Here is a 20,965-nt window from a genome sequence, read left to right on the forward strand (position 1 = left end):
GAGGAATCAGGCAGTGAGGTTCTTGATTGCAATACGTTATACGACAGAACGAAGTAAGTATGATGAAGTTATCTCAATTAATGAAGAGTTAATAAATCTTAAATTGCGGTGAAGAGCTACAAAAAGAATTAAAATTCTTATAACTGAAAGGCGGATTTATATGCAATCTCCCTTTATATCGCGTGTGAAAGTTGAAAACTTTAGAAACTTTAGAAATGTAGATGCTTCATTGAGCCATAAGCAAATTATCATTGGTGAAAATAACGTAGGTAAAACCAATCTTATCCGGGCTATACAGCTTATCTTAGATCCAAGATTAAGTGATGAAGATCGTATGCTAGGAGAGTCTGATTTCTACAATGGAATATTAGATCCTTTAGAAAATGGTGAGGAGATCAAAATTTCTATTGAGGTTCAAGGATATGAAAATAACAAAACTTTACTTGCCGTCTTATGCGATGCTTCGATTTCTACAAGTCCGGCAACTCTAAAATTCACATATCGTTATTATCCTATATCTAAAGAAGACGGTTCCAAGGAGTATAACTATACAATTTACCAAGGGAACAATGAGGCTAATCTTTTTACGCATAAACAACGAAAATACTTCAATATTAGAGTGATCAGCGCTTTAAGGGACGTAGAAAATGAAATGAGAAATTCAAGGAAATCTCCAATTATTGAGTTATTAAAAGAATATGAATTTAACAAAGATGAGTTAGAAAGAATAGCTTCTAATTTGAAAACAGAGAGTAACGAATTGCTTTCTATGGATGAAATTCAGGATGCAATTACTAAAATGAATTCTCGTTTTGGCAAAGTGATTGGAATTCAACCTGATTCTGAATTGCAGCTTGAAACAATGGACTTCCAAGCGAATCGACTCATTTCAGCACTTAAACTAGTGATGGGCCAGCATAAGAGATCTACGAGTGAAACTAGTATGGGATTAACGAATCTCCTTTATATTTCCCTTATCTTACTTTTGCTTGAAGATAAAACTATCCCAAGTCTTTCAAGTACCACTCAATATCATTTTTTGAAAGAACTAGAAGGTTCAGAAATACTTGATGATTGTTATGAAGAATCTGATAAAGGTAACTTCAAGTTAAAAAACGATATAGAAGAAACAATATCAAGAACCTTATATGCTTTTATGGACAGTCCTAGCAGAGAGGCAAAAGGATTTACTCTTCTCGCCCTTGAAGAACCTGAAGCACATTTGCATCCTACTTTGCAGCGTATTATTTATAGAGATGTAATGCAGGGAAATACATCGTTACTGATGACGACTCATTCTCCTCATGTTACCTCTGTTGCTCCTCTTGAATCTATTGTACATTTGCTTTGGACATCTGATGGAACTCTTGTAAATACAACTGCAAATATCAAATTACCCCCTAATGAAAAACAGGATTTAGAAAGGTACTTAGACGTAAAGCGGGGAGAATTGTATTTTGGAAAAGCTGTTATTTTGGTAGAAGGAATAGCAGAAGAATATTTGATTCCTAAATTCGCAGAATTACTCGACAAGCCGTTAGATTCTAGGGGGATTTTGGTTTGCAATATTAACTCCACTAATTTCACTCCATACGTAAAATATCTTTATGAACTTGGAATTCCGTATGTATGTATAACGGATGGTGATTACTACATCATTGTTGAGGATAAGGAAGGAAAGGAATCTAGAAAGTACGGTCTAATGAAAGAATCTGATCACGAAAATTTTGGATACTTAGGAAATGAAATTATAGGACAACTTTTAGTGGACCTAAAAAAAATAAAGACTCTTCCTGATGATATGTCATGGGTAGAACAGGATGAATTATTTTCTGAGCAAGGCTTCTTTCTAGGAGCGTATACCCTAGAAACAGAAATAATGGCAAATTGTAAATCTAACATATCGGCCCAAGAAAAGATCTGGCAAACCTTTAATGAGTTAACAAGCGGCGGCGATCAACAAAAAGAGAATTTCAAAAAAGAACTAAATGAAGGAAAGTATGATGCCTGCTTGAGAAAAATAGAAAACAGCAGTAATGGAATAGGTAAAGGTCGCTTCGCCCAACGTCTTTCTATGAAATGTACAAAACATCATATTCCAAGCTATATAGAAGATGCTATTGATAAAATTTTTGAAAAAGTAGATGGTCTTATATGAGTAGTAGTTATATAGAGAAGCTACTTCAAATCAAGAAAGATCCTCATCAACATGAGGCTTTCACTTCTAAAACAAATACAGTAGTTATTGCTGGGCCTGGAAGTGGAAAAACTACTGTTTTAACTCTCAAAATAATGAGTTTACTTCATGATGCAATTGCCGAACCAAGAGGTCTTGCTTGTATTACTTATAGTCGTGCAGCAGCCAGAGAATTTGAAGAACGGTTACTGTCATACGGGTATCAACCCAAAAGCAATGTATTTCTTGGCACTGTTCATGCTTTTTGTATATCAGAGGTTATCGCACCTTTCGCACATCTTTCTATTTACGAGATTCCTTTGCCATTAAAAATCATTTCGGAAAAAGAAAGAAAGCTATTATTTAACGAGGTGTGCAGGGTGCTGCATATATCGAATGATGATTTAAAGATTGAAGAAATGGATAAGGAACGAAATTTAATTATTGAAGGAATAAGTAAAGTGCATATTCCTAGCTATGATCTAGCATTAAGAGTCGCTTTAGAATTTGAGGATAGACTACACGCTAGTGGCAGAATAGATTACATTGATGTTGTCAAATGTTCCACTTTAATTATTCAAAAAGAAAAGTATGTTAGAGATTGCTTGGAGGCTAAGTTCCCTTGGATTCTTATTGATGAGTATCAGGACTTGGGTAAGCCTCTACATGAAATGGTTCTATCCCTTTTTAATTTAACAAAAATTAAATTTTTTGCAGTGGGTGATCCCAATCAATCAATATATAGCTTTGCCGGAGCGATACCTGATTATCTATTAGAACTATCTGCTTTAAGAGAAATGAGTTCCATCGAACTGCTAACTAACTTTCGAAGTAACCAAGGCATTATAGATGCCTATACACTTGCAATGCCTCCGGCCAGCATTAAAAATTATAAAGCCGGAAGTAGATTTAATGAAGAAGCTGAATTTAAATTTGTAACTTGTAACGAGGGCCTTGAGGATCAATATCGAAAGGTTGTAGCATCGATTATTCCAGAATGTATTCAAAATGATGTTCCATACAGAGAAATATGCGTTTTAGTTGGTAGTAATGATAACGCTAAGAAACTAGGTGAGCTTTTTCAAAGTGAAGATATCCCATATTACATCAACAAACGTAAAGACTTCGAAATCACAGAGATCGTTAAATGGTTAATTGGATGTGCAAACTGGTGCTTAGATTCAACTAAGGAATCCTTCTCTGATTTATATTTATTTTGGGCAAATATTTTCGGGGTTCATAAAGGACACTCCATTACAAATGATGTTGTTAAACAAAAACTCTTTTATGCAGCCCTTACTCAAAGCAAGCAAGCATCTGACAACCTTTCAGATTGGCTTGATTGTATAGACGAACAGGTACAGTTGCTAGATCTACTTTTTGAATCTGACTTTTATTCAGACGAACATGAGAATTTAAAGAAACTCAAAGAACTTGCATATGATGGTGAGTTTCAAGATTTTTCTCTAAAAAACTTTGTGGGGATTTTAAAATCTTCTGATCGAGTGACTATTTCTACTCGACATAGCTCGAAAGGATTAGAATTTGAAGTTGTTATTTTGCTGGGATTGGAAGATGGAAGTTTCCCTTTTTTCAAAAGTATCAACAGTAAAGATCCTAGCAAGTTAGAAGAAGAATTCAGAGTTTTTTTCGTCTGTATAAGCCGAGCTAAAAGAGCTTGTTACTTAGTCAGATCACTAAAGCAACGAAATAAATATGGAAGAATATTTGATAAAGAGCCTTCAAGATTTTGGACGATGCTCTATGACGTGTATGGCGATTAATTACTTCTCTGTAACTCCTACCTTGAACTTTGTTTATTACGATGAGATGAGGCTCACAGTCAGCCTATATGCCCAATGTGAGCCTCATCTCATATTAGGCTAGTTTCTTTCTATTCGGTATTTTCTAAGGGTGCCGGAGTTTCCAGATGTTTTGATTATAAAAAATGTGTGAATATCCAGTTGTTCAGTAGAAAAAAAGGCTCTTCACCGTAACGTTTCATTCACAGACTTCAACTAAGAAACAGAAAACAAGCTGCATTCCCGATGTCGTAGAATTGTTGGAACATATAACGGTTTAATGAAAGAGTAGAATATAAGAGGGTGATGGTTAACTCGAAGATGTGATTCCGTCGTATAACATAATATTCAAGCTGCGGCTCCTTCGGAGCCTTGGTCTGCGGATGAATTTCGGAGAGGCATTTCAGCAGACAACCCCTTCGGGGTTCATGAATACAGTAACGTTATGTGAAATACATTAGGCGCCAAGGAGAGTATTTATGAGGATATTAGAAAGCCATCCAAGTGACTGGAAGGAATTAGAGGTGAAAGTTGCAAAGATTTTAAACGCTTCCGGATTCAAAGCAACAGTAAATAAGCAAATTAAAACAGTTAGAGGACATGTAAATGTTGATGTATATGCAGAAGATGTTAAATCTATTCCAAAGTCAATAAATTTATTCGAGTGCAAGTATTGGTCAGCAGATATTCCTCAAGCAGTGATTCATTCTTTTAGGACAGTATTAAATGACTTTGGGGCCAATAGTGGATTCATAATTGTTAAGAACGGTTTTCAATCAGGTGCTTATGATGCAGTTAAGAACACAAATGTTCATCTTTTAAGTTGGAATGAATTTCAAGATGTATTCATAGAAAGATGGCTTGAATGTACATTAGATACACTTAATGAAATTAGTCTACCGCTAAGGGATTATACTGACCCATTAGATATGGATAAGTTTTACGAAAAAGCTTCAGATGGTGATAAAGAAATCTACAAGAATCTCTGCGTTAAATATGTAGGAGTAGCACTTTACTCTAGTAAATTTCTTTACCAATTTCAAAGTGGAGTAATGCAAATTAAAAAAGAAGAAGTTGATCAAGTAATAGATAAAGCAATAAAGGAAGAATTATTAGGTACAACACGGTTTCGCTCATACTCCGATTATTTTGAATTTTTGTATGATAATTGTATGGAAGGGATGAGAGAGTTTGAATTACTATTTGAAAAGTATAACTGAGAAGGATGCACTTCACATAACATAATATTCACGCTGCGGACATTCGCCAGGCACCCGACATGCGTCGGATCGTGAATACAGGAACGTTATAGGAAATCAGCTTGCAGAAAATTTTTAATACCTAATGAGGTGAACACATGCAGAATGTAGATGGATTCTTGAATTTGAAAATCAGCCAACTTTCAACTTATAGAAATGAAAAAATTGTACTATTTTATGAGTTTTACAGAAACATACCTAATGAAAAGTTAAAAGAAATATTTTCAATACTTCATAGTAGCTTGAATGATTTATTCTCATTTATGAATAGTAAAAACAGGCCGGGGTTAGGTGGGCATTATAATGCTCATGAGAGTAGATCTCTGATCGAAATAATCGATAATATAAGAGTTCTTCAAACTTCCCTTAAAAATGATTATAGTTTTGAAATAGATCAAGAATATCAAGATACTATGAATTTTTGTGAGAAGTTTTTATCGGATAGTGGAGGCAGCGCAATTCCAGATGAATTAACGCGAATTAATATAATCGAAGATAGACCAGTATTTATATTACTTGATACAACAGTAATAAAAACGTTAAAAGCAACAGCTACAATAGACTTGAAGCAAATAGGAGAAGGTTCATATGCAAAGGTCTTCAAATATAAAGATCCGTTTTATGATTGTGATTTTGTAATCAAAAGAGCTAAAGAAGATTTAAGGGAAGACGAATTAATCAGATTTAAGAATGAGTACAACGACTTAAAGGCTTTAGATTCTCCATTTATTATTAAGGCATACTACTATGACGATGAGAAAAAAGAGTACACAATGGAATATGCAAATAAAACTCTTGAAAAGTTTATGAGTGAGAATAATACCAAATTAAATTTAGATAGAAGACGAATTTTGATAAATCAATTGTTGAATGCTTTTGAATATATACATTCAAAAGGTTATTTGCATAGGGATATTAGCTATCAAAATATTCTCGTGAAAATTTATGAAGATAGTTCATTAATGATAAAGGTATCAGACTTCGGTTTAGTAAAACGACCTGATAGTAAGCTTACGCGGCAGGGAACAGAAATAAAAGGAGCTATTAATGATTATTCTGATCTTGCTGTAGTCGGATTTGAGAACTACGAAGTACGTCATGAAACGTTTGCCCTAATCAAGATCATTTACTTTATTTTAACGGGGAGACAAACAAATTTTCATAAAGAAAAGAATGATGTCGTTAAGGAGTTTATCTTAAAAGGAATATCGTCTGACAAAAATGAGCGATACTCATCTATAGAACAAATTAGAAGGAAATTAATAGAGGATGTATACCCTGCTATAAGATCAATGAAGTGATTTCGACGAAGTTGCTTACATCCTATAACATAATATTCACGCTGGGGACAGACGTCCTTGATCCGGCATTCGCCGGATACTCGACATGCGTCGAGTTGTGAATACAGGAACGTTATACGCAACCCATGAATCCAAAAAAACTATTTTGGAAGGAATAAATTAAATGGAAAACAAAGAAACCTTAAAACAAGAATTTTTGAAAGCTAATCCATTATATCAACGGCTATCGTTCAATATAACCGAATCTCTAAAATTCTTACTTAAAGATAGTGGTATCCCATATTTAGACGTATATTCAAGAGTTAAAGAGTTTGATTCATTTTTCGATAAGATAGATCGGAAACAATATAAAAAACCATTTGATCAAATTGAAGATATTTGTGGTTTACGTATTGTTTGTTACTATCCTTCTGACATTTTGCAAATTAAAAAAATAATAGCCGAAGAATTTGTCATTGTGAATTCAGAAGATAAGGTTGATAATCTTGAACCAGACAAATTTGGATATAGATCTCATCATTTCGTTGTAACGCTAAGACACGAGTGGTTAAACGTTCCCAATTACAGAGGATTAGAAGGTATAAAAGCTGAAATTCAAGTACGAACGATATTGATGCATGCTTGGGCAGATATCTCTCATAAGCTATCTTACAAAAAGAAAGAACATATTCCAGAATTATTTCAGAGAAATTTATTTCAATTAAGTGCATTGTTTGAGATCGCAGACGATAGATTTGAAATGCTTCGAGCAGAGCGTGAAAAATATCGTAATAGTATGATTAACAATGGACAATTCAATCTTGTTCAAGAACTAAATTTAGATAGTCTCCAAGCTTTTTTGGACTTTAATTTTCCAGATCGAGTTAAAGACACCGATGATATTATAGATTTATTGGACGAATTAATGAAATACGAAGTTTCTTTAGAAGAATTGAATGAATCATACATTAAAGTCAAGGGATTATTACCTGAATTTGAGCAGGAAGTTTTCTATGAGAACAATATAGGTATTGACGAAGAAGAAAGTAGATGGACTCAGTGTGGAGTTGTTAGAAGTTTCCTAATCCTAACAAACGATCGCTATTGGGAAGATAGATGTTCTGAGTTTCCAAATAGCGTAATTGAATTAAGACGAAAACATAGAGATAAAGTAAAGAGTATTGAAGCTTGATCGATGAAGCCGGGGCAGCGTATAACATATTATTCACACATCGGGCATACGCCCTCGGTCCGGCAGAGTGATTTCAAGGAGGTAGAAGTAGCCGGACACATACGACTCCGTCGGGCGTCGTGAATACAAGAACGTTATCCGAAACCCCTTGGAGATACAAATAAATTATTACGAGGTGTATTTTAGATGTCAATTTCTTTGAGTTCGGAAATAATTCAAACAGTAAGGGAATTTCTAGATATCGATTATGAAATTACTCCAAGTGATTTATATGAAAAATTATATCAATACAGATCTAAAACTCATCCTGATTTATTTATTGACAAAGATGAAAAATCAGCTGCTGAGAATAGGTTTAAGGATTGTTATAAATACTTAGATGAACTATCAGATTATATAAATAAAGATAGGATGATTAACCCAAAGGAACTAACTGTATATGACAAAGAATTTGAAATGCTTCAGAGACGGCAAGAAATGATAAAAAATGAAAAAGAATTGGAAAGATATAAGAATGAGATTCTATTTCTTCAATCATCAAGCATTAATTTATCAAATAAAGTAAAATCACTGGAAAGCGAAATGAAAACTTTACGAACAAGTAAAATTTCGGAGAAATCTGATGAATTAATATCAACATATAGACCAACCTCAAAAAACTTTAAAGTATTAGGAATAACTATTGTACTTTCGACGTTAATTGCAGTGTTGACACAAATTGAGCAAATTACGGGCAAAATTTTAAAATATTCTCCTTTAGACAAATCAATTTTAAATATTATTGTTTTTACTGTCTTTGTTTTCGTGATTGTATTCTATCTAAAGAAGTTCATAGAACATAAAAGAGTTGAGGGATTTATAAAGGTTATACAATCTCAAAGAAGTATAAATGGATTCTATGAATATTTAATGGAAACTGCGAAAGATAAGGAGTTTAGTGATTATGATGTTTACCAGTATATTGAATTAAGACTCGAACCACAGAAGTTCATTTCGAAGCATATTCTTTCTAATATGAGTAAAGTAAATAAAGAAGAAACTTATGAAGTGTTAAAGGAGATTTTTATTTATAATCTCTTGATAAAAAGTTTAGTAGTGCATGTTGGGGCTGAAAATCTAAATCAAAAGTTTAAAATGAAAAAATCTAACTCATATAGTTTTGATGACATTAATTTAGACTTTGAATTCTAAAAAAACTTGCAAATAAAAGTAGGGAAAAATAGAGGTTGTATATCCTAGAAGAAGGGGCATCGGATAACAATTCATCTACGCTGCGGAGCTGATGCTCCTTGGTCTGCAAGATGAAATTCTAGGAAGTATATTCAGCAGACAACCCTCACAGCCTAACCGCATCGCGGCCAGTCGCTACGCTCCTTTAAGGCAGTGAGGGCTCGTAGATACCCGAACGTTAAACAAAACCCCTAAACAAAACAAAAGATACAACACATTTGAAAGTTGAGGATGAGATTAATGGAGGATCGAGTAGGAGCTTTTTAAAGCCTTGGTTGGAGGGGGGAGAAATTTCTTAACAGACAAGTGAAATTGCTGTGACTGTGAGGTTAGATAGGAAGCTGAGAGTTCGTCTTATTATTGACACCGAAAGTTTATATCGGTGTTTTTTTATTTTTAATTCGACTGCCGCATTAAAGTAATCATAGTTTATCTTAAAATTTGGTTTAGATGAAAATATTAGTATTCAACATCGGGTATAGATAATCGCTTTAAAATTGACTGTTCACGTCTAGTCTCAACAAGACATGGTGCAGTTAGACCCATCAGAGAGGTGGATGTATGAGCCGTTTGCTTGACTTATTTGGAAGAGGAACGGCGCAAGCTTAATCAACTTGGAGAGGCATCCTTGAAGCAAGCGATTCCGTTGTGGGAGAACCCTGAGGTTCAGGAACAGAGCCGGAGGGTGGATGAACTGGTGGCCCAAGTGAGTGAGATGAAGGCGAGACATAACCGAGTTGTAAGATGATGAGAGAGGTACAAAATGCGTAGGGGAGGAGAAGCAATGGAATTTCCACCGTGGATGCAACAAGCGATTCAAGCAAGGCTGGATGAGGTGACTGCCCGGCTTGAACATGATCCTGAACTGAGTCGAGTACGTGGGGGAACAGACGAAGCATTTGAAGTTTTGTTTGCAGGTAAAGATGTCGAGCAAACACCTGAATATAACGAGTGGGAGAATCGTTTTATTGTTAGCAAAGGCATAGAAAATGAGCGGTTGTATATGCAGGGACTACGAGATGGCATTCAGCTCACAGTATCCTTGCTGGGTCAGTCGAAGTCGATGCCAGAGGAGACCGATACAGAGGCTTGATCCACTAAGGCGAACCCAAAAGTCAGGGGAAGCTGCCTAATGGGAAGCTGCCCAATCTTAACTTAAAAACCGGAGCCGAAGCTTGAATCTATCGCTTCGGCTCCGGTTTTAATGCTCTACTTTTCCAAATTCTAAATTAAGGAAAGGAGGGCATTGAGTATGTGTTAAGCTTAAACAAACAAAGGCAGAAGTGAGGTATGGTTATATGAAAAAAATATCTAAATACTTAATTTTGCTTTTTATGTTTATTGCGATTGTGTTTATTCTTTTTTTTTTGAATACGGACAAAAAAGAAGCCAATGAGCCAGTGGTTAATGGCAATATCATTCACGTCAAAAACTTTGATCTGGATGCCAAATCAACGAATTTAAAGACTATGACAGAAGGGTCGATATTCGTTGAAGGTGAGAAGGAGCATATTGATCATATCAAAATAGTAGCCCATGTAGAGATTGACCCCGTTGACTGGGGTGGTGTTGCATTTTATATCCCTGATCAATGGAGTGTCTCAAGTATCACCAGCAGTTATCCTGAACATCAATCGAAGTTAAAGCCTGCTGAGTATGTATCCACCTGGATGAATTCTTCTGATGACTCTTCATGGCGCACGATGATTGAGATTGGGAGAGAACGAAATTACATAGCAAATGGCGGAGGCACTGGAACGATTGTGATCGAGTTAAGTCCAGATCAAAAGGGTATGTCCCCCTCTGAGTCATTAAAAATTGGTATTGAGGTCGGATCAGAAGAGAAAAATGGAAACCGAATTATGGGTACGGATTCTGTTAAAGTTGCTGTATTTTGAAGTGTTTAATCGTGGTTCTTTTATTTGGCAAACGAAAACTAATGGAAGTTGACCTAGTGTTCATAAAAAAGAAAATTTCCGAATTCCATTAGACACAAAATAGACACAAAATTAAGTAAACATTTTCCATATATGTTACGTTTATATAAATAGAGGGTTCAACATTTAGTTATCGCGAGAAAGCTGCTTGTATTCGTTAAATGACAGTGCAGATTCAGATTGTGATTAGAGAGATTTTCATGCTCTCTTTTACAATAAATATGCTTGTTAAATTATCAGGATGAAGGTGGACTTACTAAAAGCTCGAAGGTTCTATTTTATTTTAAAGATAGAACTTTTGAGACTCGTTCTTTAAAAGGGGGGCTTAGTTAATTTCACAAGGAAATTTAGTATGTTTTGTATTTCATCAAATGCTGAACAAATTTATACGGAGAGGTGAATATTTTGAAGAAACGTTGGATGGTAATGTTAACCTGTTTAATGGCTGCATTCCTCATTACAGCATCTGTAAAGGCAGCAAGCTCGGATTATTATAGCGGATCATGGGATACAACTAGTACAACCAGTTTAGGTATAGCAGTAGGGTCGAGTATGTCATCCAATTTAAGTTCGTTTCAAAGTTGGTATACCGGATGGAATGGTGTATCCTCCAAAGTAGGCTTGGCAAAGCCTTATGAACAATCAAGTCTAGATCAAACACCACACTTTGCAAGAATCAATATTATTGGAAAGAATCTTGGTTCTACAGGTAACTGGGCTGAAACCTGCAATTATAAATATAGTGTTATATGGGGTTACTCGTGTGATTGGAACGGATCTTGGAAAGACTCCATAATTGAATTCAATACCAACACGGATTCAAATACAAAAATAGGGTATTCGTTTCAGAGTGCTAATTTAAAGAAAAAAATATTCCTACACGAATTGGGACACTCATTAGGACTTAAACATCCAGATACTACTTCTAACGCCATAATGAAACAAGGGGATAATGGATACTATGTTGTACAGACCTATGATAAGTCAAATATAAAAGAGAAATATGGAAATTAAACTTTGGAGGTGCTGACGTGAAAAAGTGGATAATGGCAGGAGTTATAGCTGTGATGGGGGTTAGCATTTTTTTTGGATATAAGCATTTAAATGCACAAGAACTACGTCCAGATGCAGATTACCACAATTACGCTCTTTCTGAGGTAGAATCATTAGCTACTGTAATTGTGGAGGCTGATTGGGAAGAGGAAACGAATTCAATCGTTGAATTAGATCAAAAGGATAAGTATCCATTGGACACACGTACATTTTCAAATATAAAAGTGAAGAAAGTATACAAGGGTGAAGTGAAGGAGGGGGAGGAACTAAACGTAGTTGAATACTATGCCAAGTGGAGAGATGTGGCAGGTGCATATGTAAAATATCCAAATGAATTGTATCAACCTTTAACGTCGGGCAAAAACTATCTATTGTTTTTATATCAAAGTCCAGAGGAACCTTCAGGTTCATATGAGATCATCGGCAACCATCAGGGGAAATATGTTTACCCGGAAAGTCAAAGTAATATGAGTATTCAATCCACTAGTGATCTGGATATTGCCGAAAAAGATGAACATTATTCTGCCTTATATAACGAGGTAAGTGAAAAGTATTTTAAGTAGCACAATGGATATTATTTGAATTACAGAGGGCAAGCGACCCTGATCTACACTTAAAAACCCGAGCCGAAGCGTGAATAACTCGCTTCGGCTCGGGTTTTAATGCTCTACTTTTCCAAAATCCAATTCTTACTTCGCACTTACCGACTTAAACCAATCATTCACTTCTTGCGTGATCTGATCACCGCCATTGGATTTCCAGTTGGCGACGAATTGGTCAAAGGCATCAATTGGCAGATTGCCGTAGATGATTTTGTTGAAGGTTTCCATCTCGGACTGGCGGAGCAGGTTCCATTTGGATACCATGGTTGGTGTTGCAGCGCCAGTGAAATAGTTTTGTTTACGGACGTCGATCTGGGACATAACGACTTTACCTGCATACCAGTTTTCTGGTTTACGGAATTCGGCCATTTGTTTCTCGTAAGGTGTTTCAGGCTTCTCGCCGTTGGCCAGCTTCACGAGTGTTTTCATGTAAAGATCCGGGATACGTGCTGGGCCGGTCAGGAAAGGGAACTCGTTGGAGAAGTCTTTGATCTTCTCTTTGTCACTGGTCGGTTGTCCGTCAATGATATCCCAGTCATAACCTTTGGCGAAGCCGTATTCATACTCACTGCCCGCAGCCGGGTTAGCCAGGTTATCGAGCATGTAGTTGTAGTACAGGAAGATGGCTTCTGGATGCTTCGCATCCTTGTTGATCATGATACTTGCGTTGACACCAGAGTTCTGCCACTTCGTACCGATCTTGCCGTCTGGGCCAGCTGGAACAGGGTAAGCTTTATACTTTGAGCCAGGTACGTTCTTCAGCAGGTCAGGTGCAGGCCAGTCCGGTACCCAGTTTGCGCCAGGCAGAATGCCCGCTTTGCCAGCTGTCCAGCTTTCAGCGGATTTGCCTTCGTCCCACAGAGCGGAGTCAGCGTGGATATAACCTTTATCCATCCATTCAGCCAGCTTGGCAAGGGCTTGTTTGGCACCCGGGTTAACGGAGCCGTACTCGAGGTTGCCGTTTGCGTCTTTGTTCCATTGCTCCTCGATTGTGCCGTATGCACCGAACAACCAGTCGAGCTGACCCATCCAGGTGTTGGTGTTATTTTTCAGCGAGATCGCCAGAGGGAATACTTTGTCTGGAGACAGACCGTCCGGGTTTTCGTTTTTGAATTTGTCCATGATGTTCTCAAGGTCTGCGATGGTTTTCGGAGCTTCCAGGTTCAGCTTCTCCATCCAGTCCTCGCGGAGCCAGAGCAGTGTATCATCGTTATCGGTGTACTCCATGATCGGCATATTGTATTTCTTGCCGTCCTTGGTGAACGGATACCACAGTTCAGGATGTGCTGCTGCGTGATCTTTCAGAGTCTGACTCGCGTACTTGTCGAACAACTCATCGATAGCGATGAATTGACCGGAGTCGATCAGCTGATTCGTCAGTACCGCATTGGTGGGTACGGTAACGAAATCAGGCAGTTTCTCACCAGAGGCGATTGCCAGTTGCAGCTTTTGTCTGTATTGATCGTCATTGGCCGGATACCAGGTATCTTTATGTTTCATACCCAGCGTTTCGAGCATCCAGCGATCGTGCACGTTATTTTCTTTGGTATCTCCTTGCACGTATTTCTTCGGCATTAATACCGAACTGAACTCGATGGGTGGGTCATATTTTCCTTTAGCAAAAGCAGCTTCTGCTTCAGCTGAGCCGACAGTTCCCGGCGTATTATTACCATTGTCACTGGCTGTCTCGCCACTGCCGCACGCAGTGATCGTGATGAGCGCGATAACCATGAGCAGTGACCACCATGTTTTTTTGAATTTGATCATTGTTCAATCCCCCTACGGTGTATGATCTTTACAGTGTAACTGTACCAATTTGTGCGGGAGTGCATCTATATGAGTTTTTTAGTTTTGATAGGACTCTATTAGTGAAAGTTCAAAAAATTCGGTTTTCAGTCATGTTATTTATGCTGGTCTCTATATTCTTGCGGCGTAACGCCGAATTGACGCTTGAACACTTTGATAAAATAAGCCGGGTCCAAATAGCCAATTTCCATGCTGATTTCGTACACTTTTTTGGTGGTCGTCACCAGCTTGTGGCAGGCCCGATCCATACGCAGGCGCGAGATATAATCACTGATACCTTCGCCCGTTTCGATCTTATAGATCTTGGACAAATGCGTCGGGTGCAGATTGACATGGTCAGCCAGTACACGCAAAGACACATCCAGATGCAGGTTCTTATCTGTAAAATCCTGAATCTTCTTCACATACTCGGAACGAATGTCCTTGATCTCGTTGGACGTACCTTCCTTGAGTTTGCCCAGCACACTGAGCGACCATTTCCGCAATTTGCTGATGGTAGCGAAAACTTCCCCACTTTGCAAACCCTCGACATCATTTCCCATTAAAGTGGTCAGAGTCAGCTTGTTCCGGTGGGCAATATTGGTGAATGAAGCCGTAATAAGAAAACCTGCCTCCATGCAATGCTCCCATGATTCCGACCATTTCTCATCCAGTTCCGCGCAGACCGCGCGTATTTTCTCTTCGGCGGCATCCCACTGTCCGCTCTCTAGCAAACTAATAAAGGTGGGTGGGGTGTACAGTACATCCAAGGGACCTTGTGCCGCAGGTGTCTCGACATCGCTGACACGCATGACAAATTCGCGTTCATCGCCAACGATCTGCCGGAAGTAAGCGGAAGCCTGACGGAAACGATCGTAGAGCTGATCCGGAAAGGTGAACCACTCGGTGATAACGATGGAGAGGGAGCCTTTCAGAAATTGTTTTACTTTGGATTGAAGCTGAATGGACAGCTTCTCCAGAATGGTTTCTTTGCCAATATCGCCTTTCCGTTCTTTCAACTGAAGCAAAAACACCAGATATCCGTGCTCCTCCTTGACGCCCCACACCTCTATAAACTCACCCATAATCTCTTCCGCCATATTGATGATCGCATATTCGATCAGGGTCTGATCATTGCTGTCATAGTGTCCGAATTCTTCTTCCAAACGAACCAACATTAACGCGGCATCCCCGGTGTGAAAAGGGAGATCATAATTGGCGAGTTTCCGCTCCCATTCGGCAGCGGCGATTCGTTGTCCTTGCAAAGTCCCAAGGAGCAGTCGTCCTCGCAAATGGGGGAGATTCTCGCGCAATGTAAACTGCGTTCGTGTCAGTGAGCTGACCAGTTCCCATTCGTTGTTCAATTGATCGATGGCTTTCTGCACAGCACCCATTAATTCATCGTCAGTGGGCGGCTTCAGCAGATAGTCTACGGCTTCGAACTGGATGGCTTTTTTGGCGTAATCAAATTCGGAATACCCGGATAACAGAATACATTTTATTTTTTTGTCCCGGATGCGGATGCGTTCGATTAGTTCTATGCCTGTCATTTCGGGCATCTGGATGTCCGAGATCACGATATCGATGGGGTGGGTGTCGATCATTTGTAGTGCTTCGTGTGCCGAGTATGCTTTATGCACATGTTCGATCCCCAGCGTGTGCCATGGCTTGGTCATGGACAGGTTATCGACCCAGTGTGCTTCATCGTCTACGATCATCATTTGCATTATAATGTCTCCCTTGGTGGTTGAACTAAGGCATATTTACACTTGCCACTCCGATGACAGAATAACCTTCCGATCGCTGTTATCCCCAGATTTATTGAATGAATTTTATAAGGTTTAAATCTGGGGGTAAAGGCGAACACTTCGTTTCTTCAGGTTTTTTCTGTCCTCTGCGTTCACGTGTAAATGGTTTGTTCAAAATCAAATGTCAACTTATCGTTAGTATCGATATCAATTCATATCTGTACTACCTTTATCGGAATCTGTGTCCTCTTTTGGTATCTCCCAGATGATTTCGGTTCGGAATCCGCCAAGTGGGGATGGGCCGAATAGGAGGTAGGAATGACTGCCGAACAGGTGCGTGATTCGTTGGTGCGTATTCCAAAGGCCGCAGCCCATTTCTTCTTGTAAAGGTTCCTGCATCTTCAAGTTTAGCGCTTCGTACTGTTCCGGGCTTAGGCCTGGACCATCGTCGTCGATGTATATTCGGCCAAAACCATTCAAGCGCTCCCCGGTAATTCGGATTTCCCCGGATGAATAGGACTTCGCCACGCCGTGTATGACGGAATTCTCGACCATCGGTTGAAGCATTAATCGTGGCACCGACTGGGCAAGCATATCTTCAGGGATATCGATGTGATACTCAATGCGACCATTGCGCAGCTTCTGGATATCCAGATAGTTGATCAGCAGCTTGATCTCTTCTTGTAGCGACGACGTCTCCCGTTCCATACGGGTGGTGTAGCGATAATACGCACTTAGGTTATGCGCCATGGAGACGACGGCTTGCTCGTCCTTCATTTGGGCCATGTTGATGATATAACCAAGACAATTATATAGGAAATGCGGATTGATCTGCGCCTGTAATTGCTTCAGCGTAGCTTCCCTGGCTCTAATTTTCTCATGGAATACATTTTCGATCAGATCTTGAATCTGATGGGACATATCGTTGAATCGGCGGAACAGGAATGAGAACTCATTCTGGTTTTTGCTATACAGTCGGACAGAATAATCCCCTTGCTCTACACGGCGTAAACCTTTGATCAGCTTTTTGATCGGATATTGAACATTTCGGTACAGCAGGATTGACGCAGAGATACCCACCACCAGCAGCAAAATCATACAGGTGTAGAACAGATTCTGACTGAGCGAGATGGGTTTCAAAATCTGATACAGCGGGATGACGTCAACCAGATGCCAATCCAGATAGGTGGACTTCACGGAGCTAACCAGATATTTCTTTCCGTTCAGTTCGACCACGTCCTGTGTGGTATCCTCTGGCGAGTGCGTATCCAGATACTGAGTGAGTGCTGCGGATAACTGTTTGTCCGCGCTGCGATTCAGAATGGGTGCATTTCCTTTGTGATATAAGAAAGGATCACCTTGTCCGCCGGCTTTATACGTATCCAGCATATTCTGAATGTTCTCATAACTGAAGCTGGCTTCAATCACCAGATTACTTCCCGTGAGCATCCCCGGCTGTGCCAAGGAATCGGTATAGAACCAATAGAAGGAGTTCAGTTCGTCCTGTGATGCGGAACCCTGATCCCCATAGGTCCATCGTCCACTCATATTTTTTTTCAAATACGCCTCATCATACCCTGTCGTTTGGTTGTAGTTGGCGATGACATCCTTATTCTGCTGTGAATGCACCGCATATCGGGTGGGCCATATATCCGTAACGCCGGTTTGCAGCGTCATCTTCTCTTGTATCACATAACGGGTCTGCATCCGGTCATATCGATCATCCCACATGTTCAGGCCGTTGAAGGCTCTGACATTCGGATCTCGGGAGAGAATCAGGCTGAAATCCATCATCTGATTGATACGGGAGTCGATCTGACTGGACAGAAACGTGAGCTGTTTTGTGTTGGAGATCTGCAATTCTTTGCTGACGACATCATAGGTGACGTTATTCGAGTAGGTGTACATGATCAGAATGGGGATGAATAAGACCACAATTAACAAGTTTATTTTGGCGAATAGACTGAATCGGGATCTGGTTTTATTTTGAAAAGGCATTAAGCGCTTCCATATATACATGAAAAGTCTCCTTTAAATTCGTGTGTAAATTAACCTCTTCCTAGGATGGCCCTAACAAAACACTATCAAGCCTAACAATGTTATATAGCAGACCTCAGTATGGCTTGATACTATTTATATCAGAGAACCCCATCACACACAAAAACTTTTTTTGGGAACAGGAGCAGTGCTATGGAGGCTAAATTGGAGGGTAAGCGGGTTCCGCAGGCAAACGTTGGGAACAAGCTGGATAAAAAGAGAAAAAAACGCTATAAACAGCCATGGATTCTGCACTTCATGGTGTTGCCGGCGGCCATTATGGTCTTTATATTTTCATACATTCCGATGTCCGGGATTTTGATGGCATTTCAGGATTATAAACCTGCACTGGGATTTTTCAATTCCGAATGGGTAGGACTAAAGCACTTCAGGTACATGTGGGAAAATGATTACTTCCTGCAAATTACGTGGAACACGCTATTTTTTGCCTGCACGAAGATTGTCATGAATCTGATCATTCCGTTTGTCTTCGCCTTATTGCTAAACGAGGTACGGAAGATGGCGCTGAAAAGAACGATTCAAACGCTCGTGTATCTACCACACTTTCTGTCATGGGTAACGTTATCCGGTATCCTGATCGATATTCTGGCCCAGACGGGTATTGTCAATCAGTTCCTGGTATCCGTATTTGGTATCAAGCCGATCTTCTTCCTGGGGGATGGCAGCTGGTTCCGGTTCACGATTATTGCGAGTGATGTCTGGAAAGAGTTTGGTTTCAACACAATCATCTTCCTCGCGGCATTGTCCGGCATTAACCCGGCTCTGTATGAAGCGGCTGAGGTGGACGGTGCAGGACGCTGGAAGCAAACGATGTATATTACCATCCCGGCACTGATTCCCATTGGAATCGTAATCGCAACGCTGGCACTGGGTAATGTGCTTAACGCCAACTTTGACCAGATCTTTAACTTATATAGTCCGTTAATTTATCAACAAGGAGATATTATCGATACGTTTGTGTATAGAGAAGGTCTGCTTAGTGGGCAGTTCAGTTTCGCTACCGCTGTGAATCTGTTCAAATCGGTCATCAGCCTGATCCTGATTGTGATCTCGTACCGACTGGCTTACCGATTCGCCGGATATCGAATTTTCTAGAAAGGATGACAAACGAATGTATCATAAAACGATGCCTTACCGCATATTCAGCATATTCAACAATGTGTTCCTGACCATCCTTTCACTGCTCTGCTTGCTGCCTTTGTATCACTTGCTCATGGTATCACTTAGCGCATCCGCACCTGCAAATGCTGGTCTCGTAACGTTCTGGCCAATTGGATTTACACTGGAGGCGTATGCGAAGACATTTGCCAATACCAACTTCCTCTCCTCCTTATGGGTATCTGTGGAGCGGACGGTACTTGGTACTGGACTTGCGTTAATCGTTAATACGATTGCAGCCTATGCACTTTCCAAAGAGACGCGGGTGTTCCGCGCACGTAACATCTATCTCTGGTATTTTGTCATCACGATGCTGTTCAGCGGTGGCCTCATTCCGGGGTACATCCTGATTCTGAAGCTGGGACTGATGAACACATTGCTGGCCTTGATCCTGCCAGGATTGGTTGCGGTATTTAACATCATTCTGTTGCTGAATTTCTTCCGTACCGTTCCGAAGGATCTGGAAGAAGCGGCATTCATCGATGGAGCAGGACACTTTAAAACGTTTATCAAAATCTATCTGCCTGTCTCGGTACCCGTTATTGCAACGGTTTCGCTCTTCATGATGGTTGGGCATTGGAACGCATACTTTGACGGAATCATCTACATCCGTGATGCGGAAAAACTTCCACTGGCTACATTCATGCAGACGATCATCGTGCAAGCGGATATGTCGAAGCTTGATCCAGAAGCGGTGAAGAACCTGTCCCAACGGACGATTCGGGCTTCGCAGATCTTTATCAGCGCGCTGCCGATCTTGTTAGTGTATCCGTTCCTGCAACGTTATTTTGTTACTGGGATCGTGGTTGGGGCTGTTAAGGAGTAGTTAAATGTAGGGAATGAATAGGATTGTAAAATGGAGTCACTGAACTGGGGAAGGCCAGGGAGGTGGCTTCTTTTTGTGTATGGATAAAGAACGTTGCATATATGTAGTGTATTACCTTTATTTGAATAAAATGGTACGATGATAGCTGATTGAAACTTATCTTTATTATTCATATCAGAGGGTGTGTACGAAGTGAAAAAAATAATAATTGTTACTCTTGCTTTGTCGTTAGTAAGCGCTTCTCTTGCTTTTGCAGCGACAAGCGCACCACAGAAGATAAGTATATTTTTGAATGGAAAAGAACTAAAGACCAGGGCAGGGACAGAAGTCAAAATAATTGAAAATCGTGCTTATATCCCGGCCAGTGTTCTTCGTGATGCAAGATTTGCGGTAGAGTATAAGAATTCCAAGCTTAATCTAGTGAATAGTTATTCTCATTACACCAAAAATTTAATAGAGATGCATCTTTCCAATCATGAATTCACAAGCAAATTCATCAAGATCGAGCAAGAAGTGGTTGATGTTCTTAGTAAAGTAATATTAGAAGAGCAAGTTGACATCTCCAGATTACAACAGTTAATAAAGGAAGCCGAATTTAAGGGCTGGATCCGTCCAGAGGTGTTTACTCCAGTACAAGACTATAATTCCTTTGATTTTTCTGATGCGGGTTATAGTGTGGAATCATATAAAAAAGCGAGTACTGAGTTAATAGCCTATGTTCATACCGGGGACAAGGAAAGATTAAAGTCTTTCCACGAAGAGAGAAAAAAGGCGCTTGAGTATTACGATTCTTACACATATATGTATGATCGTATTTTTAAATTGAGCTATATTAGTGCAACAAAATAGGAAGAAAATA

17 protein-coding genes are annotated in these 20,965 nt (G+C 39.4%); 14 read left to right on the top strand and 3 right to left on the bottom strand.

All coding sequences use genetic code 11. The features are described 5' to 3' along the window. Nucleotides 1-184 precede the first annotated feature (184 nt). The 11 genes from V6668_RS07985 to V6668_RS08035 all read left to right on the top strand — a co-directional run bounded on the left by V6668_RS07985 (nucleotide 185) and on the right by V6668_RS08035 (nucleotide 12,492). Nucleotides 185-2,158 (top strand): ATP-dependent nuclease, encoded by a 1,974-nt coding sequence (locus tag V6668_RS07985; RefSeq protein WP_338708100.1) that lies wholly within the window; start codon nucleotides 185-187, stop codon nucleotides 2,156-2,158. Continuing rightward, nucleotides 2,155-3,960 (top strand): ATP-dependent helicase, encoded by a 1,806-nt coding sequence (locus V6668_RS07990; RefSeq protein ID WP_338708101.1) that lies wholly within the window; start codon nucleotides 2,155-2,157, stop codon nucleotides 3,958-3,960. The genes V6668_RS07985 and V6668_RS07990 overlap by 4 nt, the downstream gene beginning before the upstream one ends. Before the next feature lie 497 nt (nucleotides 3,961-4,457). Then, the gene (locus V6668_RS07995; protein ID WP_338708102.1) at nucleotides 4,458-5,198 is read left to right on the top strand and encodes a restriction endonuclease; all 741 of its coding nucleotides are present in this window, start codon (nucleotides 4,458-4,460) and stop codon (nucleotides 5,196-5,198) included. A gap of 137 nt (nucleotides 5,199-5,335) precedes the next feature. Then, a complete protein-coding gene (locus tag V6668_RS08000) occupies nucleotides 5,336-6,538 on the top strand; it encodes a protein kinase family protein (RefSeq protein ID WP_338708103.1) in 1,203 nt (400 codons plus the stop codon). Between the two features lie 163 nt (nucleotides 6,539-6,701). Next, entirely contained in the window at nucleotides 6,702-7,709 is a 1,008-nt protein-coding gene (locus V6668_RS08005; RefSeq protein WP_338708104.1) for a hypothetical protein, read from the top strand. A 186-nt stretch (nucleotides 7,710-7,895) separates the two neighbouring features. Then, nucleotides 7,896-8,900 carry a hypothetical protein gene (locus V6668_RS08010; protein WP_338708106.1) on the top strand — a complete coding sequence of 335 codons (1,005 nt, stop codon included), beginning with the start codon at nucleotides 7,896-7,898 and terminating at the stop codon, nucleotides 8,898-8,900. Nucleotides 8,901-9,513: 613 nt separating this feature from the next. After that, nucleotides 9,514-9,687 (top strand): aspartyl-phosphate phosphatase Spo0E family protein, encoded by a 174-nt coding sequence (locus V6668_RS08015; RefSeq protein ID WP_338708107.1) that lies wholly within the window; start codon nucleotides 9,514-9,516, stop codon nucleotides 9,685-9,687. A gap of 36 nt (nucleotides 9,688-9,723) precedes the next feature. Next, nucleotides 9,724-10,032, top strand: a complete 309-nt coding sequence (locus V6668_RS08020) for a hypothetical protein (RefSeq protein WP_338708108.1) — start codon at nucleotides 9,724-9,726, stop codon at nucleotides 10,030-10,032. A gap of 205 nt (nucleotides 10,033-10,237) precedes the next feature. After that, nucleotides 10,238-10,837, top strand: a complete 600-nt coding sequence (locus tag V6668_RS08025; protein WP_036669386.1) for a hypothetical protein — start codon at nucleotides 10,238-10,240, stop codon at nucleotides 10,835-10,837. 444 nt (nucleotides 10,838-11,281) lie between these two features. Continuing rightward, nucleotides 11,282-11,890: a hypothetical protein gene (locus tag V6668_RS08030; protein WP_051449644.1), complete on the top strand. Its 609-nt coding sequence runs from the start codon at nucleotides 11,282-11,284 to the stop codon at nucleotides 11,888-11,890. A 17-nt stretch (nucleotides 11,891-11,907) separates the two neighbouring features. Next, on the top strand, nucleotides 11,908-12,492 hold the full coding sequence (locus tag V6668_RS08035; protein ID WP_143781017.1) for a hypothetical protein: 585 nt from the start codon (nucleotides 11,908-11,910) through the stop codon (nucleotides 12,490-12,492). 126 nt (nucleotides 12,493-12,618) lie between these two features. Here the strand turns inward: V6668_RS08035 and V6668_RS08040 are convergent, their stop codons facing one another. The 3 genes from V6668_RS08040 to V6668_RS08050 form a co-directional block, all read right to left on the bottom strand. Next, nucleotides 12,619-14,298 carry an ABC transporter substrate-binding protein gene (locus tag V6668_RS08040; protein WP_338708109.1) on the bottom strand — a complete coding sequence of 560 codons (1,680 nt, stop codon included), beginning with the start codon at nucleotides 14,296-14,298 and terminating at the stop codon, nucleotides 12,619-12,621. Between the two features lie 134 nt (nucleotides 14,299-14,432). After that, nucleotides 14,433-16,043 (bottom strand): response regulator transcription factor, encoded by a 1,611-nt coding sequence (locus tag V6668_RS08045; protein ID WP_338708110.1) that lies wholly within the window; start codon nucleotides 16,041-16,043, stop codon nucleotides 14,433-14,435. A 228-nt stretch (nucleotides 16,044-16,271) separates the two neighbouring features. Beyond that, on the bottom strand, nucleotides 16,272-18,083 hold the full coding sequence (locus tag V6668_RS08050) for a sensor histidine kinase (RefSeq protein ID WP_338708111.1): 1,812 nt from the start codon (nucleotides 18,081-18,083) through the stop codon (nucleotides 16,272-16,274). Between the two features lie 276 nt (nucleotides 18,084-18,359). On the opposite strand from V6668_RS08050, the gene V6668_RS08055 reads away from it, so the two are divergent. The 3 genes from V6668_RS08055 to V6668_RS08065 all read left to right on the top strand — a co-directional run bounded on the left by V6668_RS08055 (nucleotide 18,360) and on the right by V6668_RS08065 (nucleotide 20,955). Continuing rightward, nucleotides 18,360-19,217 (top strand): ABC transporter permease, encoded by an 858-nt coding sequence (locus V6668_RS08055; RefSeq protein WP_179086446.1) that lies wholly within the window; start codon nucleotides 18,360-18,362, stop codon nucleotides 19,215-19,217. Between the two features lie 16 nt (nucleotides 19,218-19,233). Further along, the gene (locus V6668_RS08060) at nucleotides 19,234-20,106 is read left to right on the top strand and encodes a carbohydrate ABC transporter permease (RefSeq protein WP_036610522.1); all 873 of its coding nucleotides are present in this window, start codon (nucleotides 19,234-19,236) and stop codon (nucleotides 20,104-20,106) included. Nucleotides 20,107-20,298: 192 nt separating this feature from the next. Beyond that, on the top strand, nucleotides 20,299-20,955 hold the full coding sequence (locus tag V6668_RS08065; RefSeq protein WP_036610519.1) for a hypothetical protein: 657 nt from the start codon (nucleotides 20,299-20,301) through the stop codon (nucleotides 20,953-20,955). Nucleotides 20,956-20,965 lie beyond the last annotated feature (10 nt).

Origin of the sequence: Paenibacillus amylolyticus (assembly GCF_036894225.1) — a bacterium.
GTDB lineage: Bacteria > Bacillota > Bacilli > Paenibacillales > Paenibacillaceae > Paenibacillus > Paenibacillus amylolyticus.

Excerpts from the sequence above, each read along its gene's own strand:
- V6668_RS08045 (WP_338708110.1), bottom strand. The coding sequence starts at position 16,043 with ATGCAAATGATGATCGTAGACGATGAAGCACACTGGGTCGATAACCTG.
- V6668_RS08040 (WP_338708109.1), bottom strand. The coding sequence starts at position 14,298 with ATGATCAAATTCAAAAAAACATGGTGGTCACTGCTCATGGTTATCGCG.
- V6668_RS08050 (WP_338708111.1), bottom strand. The coding sequence starts at position 18,083 with ATGTATATATGGAAGCGCTTAATGCCTTTTCAAAATAAAACCAGATCC.
- V6668_RS08060 (WP_036610522.1), top strand. The coding sequence starts at position 19,234 with ATGTATCATAAAACGATGCCTTACCGCATATTCAGCATATTCAACAAT.
- V6668_RS08005 (WP_338708104.1), top strand. The coding sequence starts at position 6,702 with ATGGAAAACAAAGAAACCTTAAAACAAGAATTTTTGAAAGCTAATCCA.
- V6668_RS07995 (WP_338708102.1), top strand. The coding sequence starts at position 4,458 with ATGAGGATATTAGAAAGCCATCCAAGTGACTGGAAGGAATTAGAGGTG.
- V6668_RS08025 (WP_036669386.1), top strand. The coding sequence starts at position 10,238 with ATGAAAAAAATATCTAAATACTTAATTTTGCTTTTTATGTTTATTGCG.
- V6668_RS08055 (WP_179086446.1), top strand. The coding sequence starts at position 18,360 with ATGGTGTTGCCGGCGGCCATTATGGTCTTTATATTTTCATACATTCCG.
- V6668_RS08010 (WP_338708106.1), top strand. The coding sequence starts at position 7,896 with ATGTCAATTTCTTTGAGTTCGGAAATAATTCAAACAGTAAGGGAATTT.
- V6668_RS07990 (WP_338708101.1), top strand. The coding sequence starts at position 2,155 with ATGAGTAGTAGTTATATAGAGAAGCTACTTCAAATCAAGAAAGATCCT.
- V6668_RS08020 (WP_338708108.1), top strand. The coding sequence starts at position 9,724 with ATGGAATTTCCACCGTGGATGCAACAAGCGATTCAAGCAAGGCTGGAT.
- V6668_RS08000 (WP_338708103.1), top strand. The coding sequence starts at position 5,336 with ATGCAGAATGTAGATGGATTCTTGAATTTGAAAATCAGCCAACTTTCA.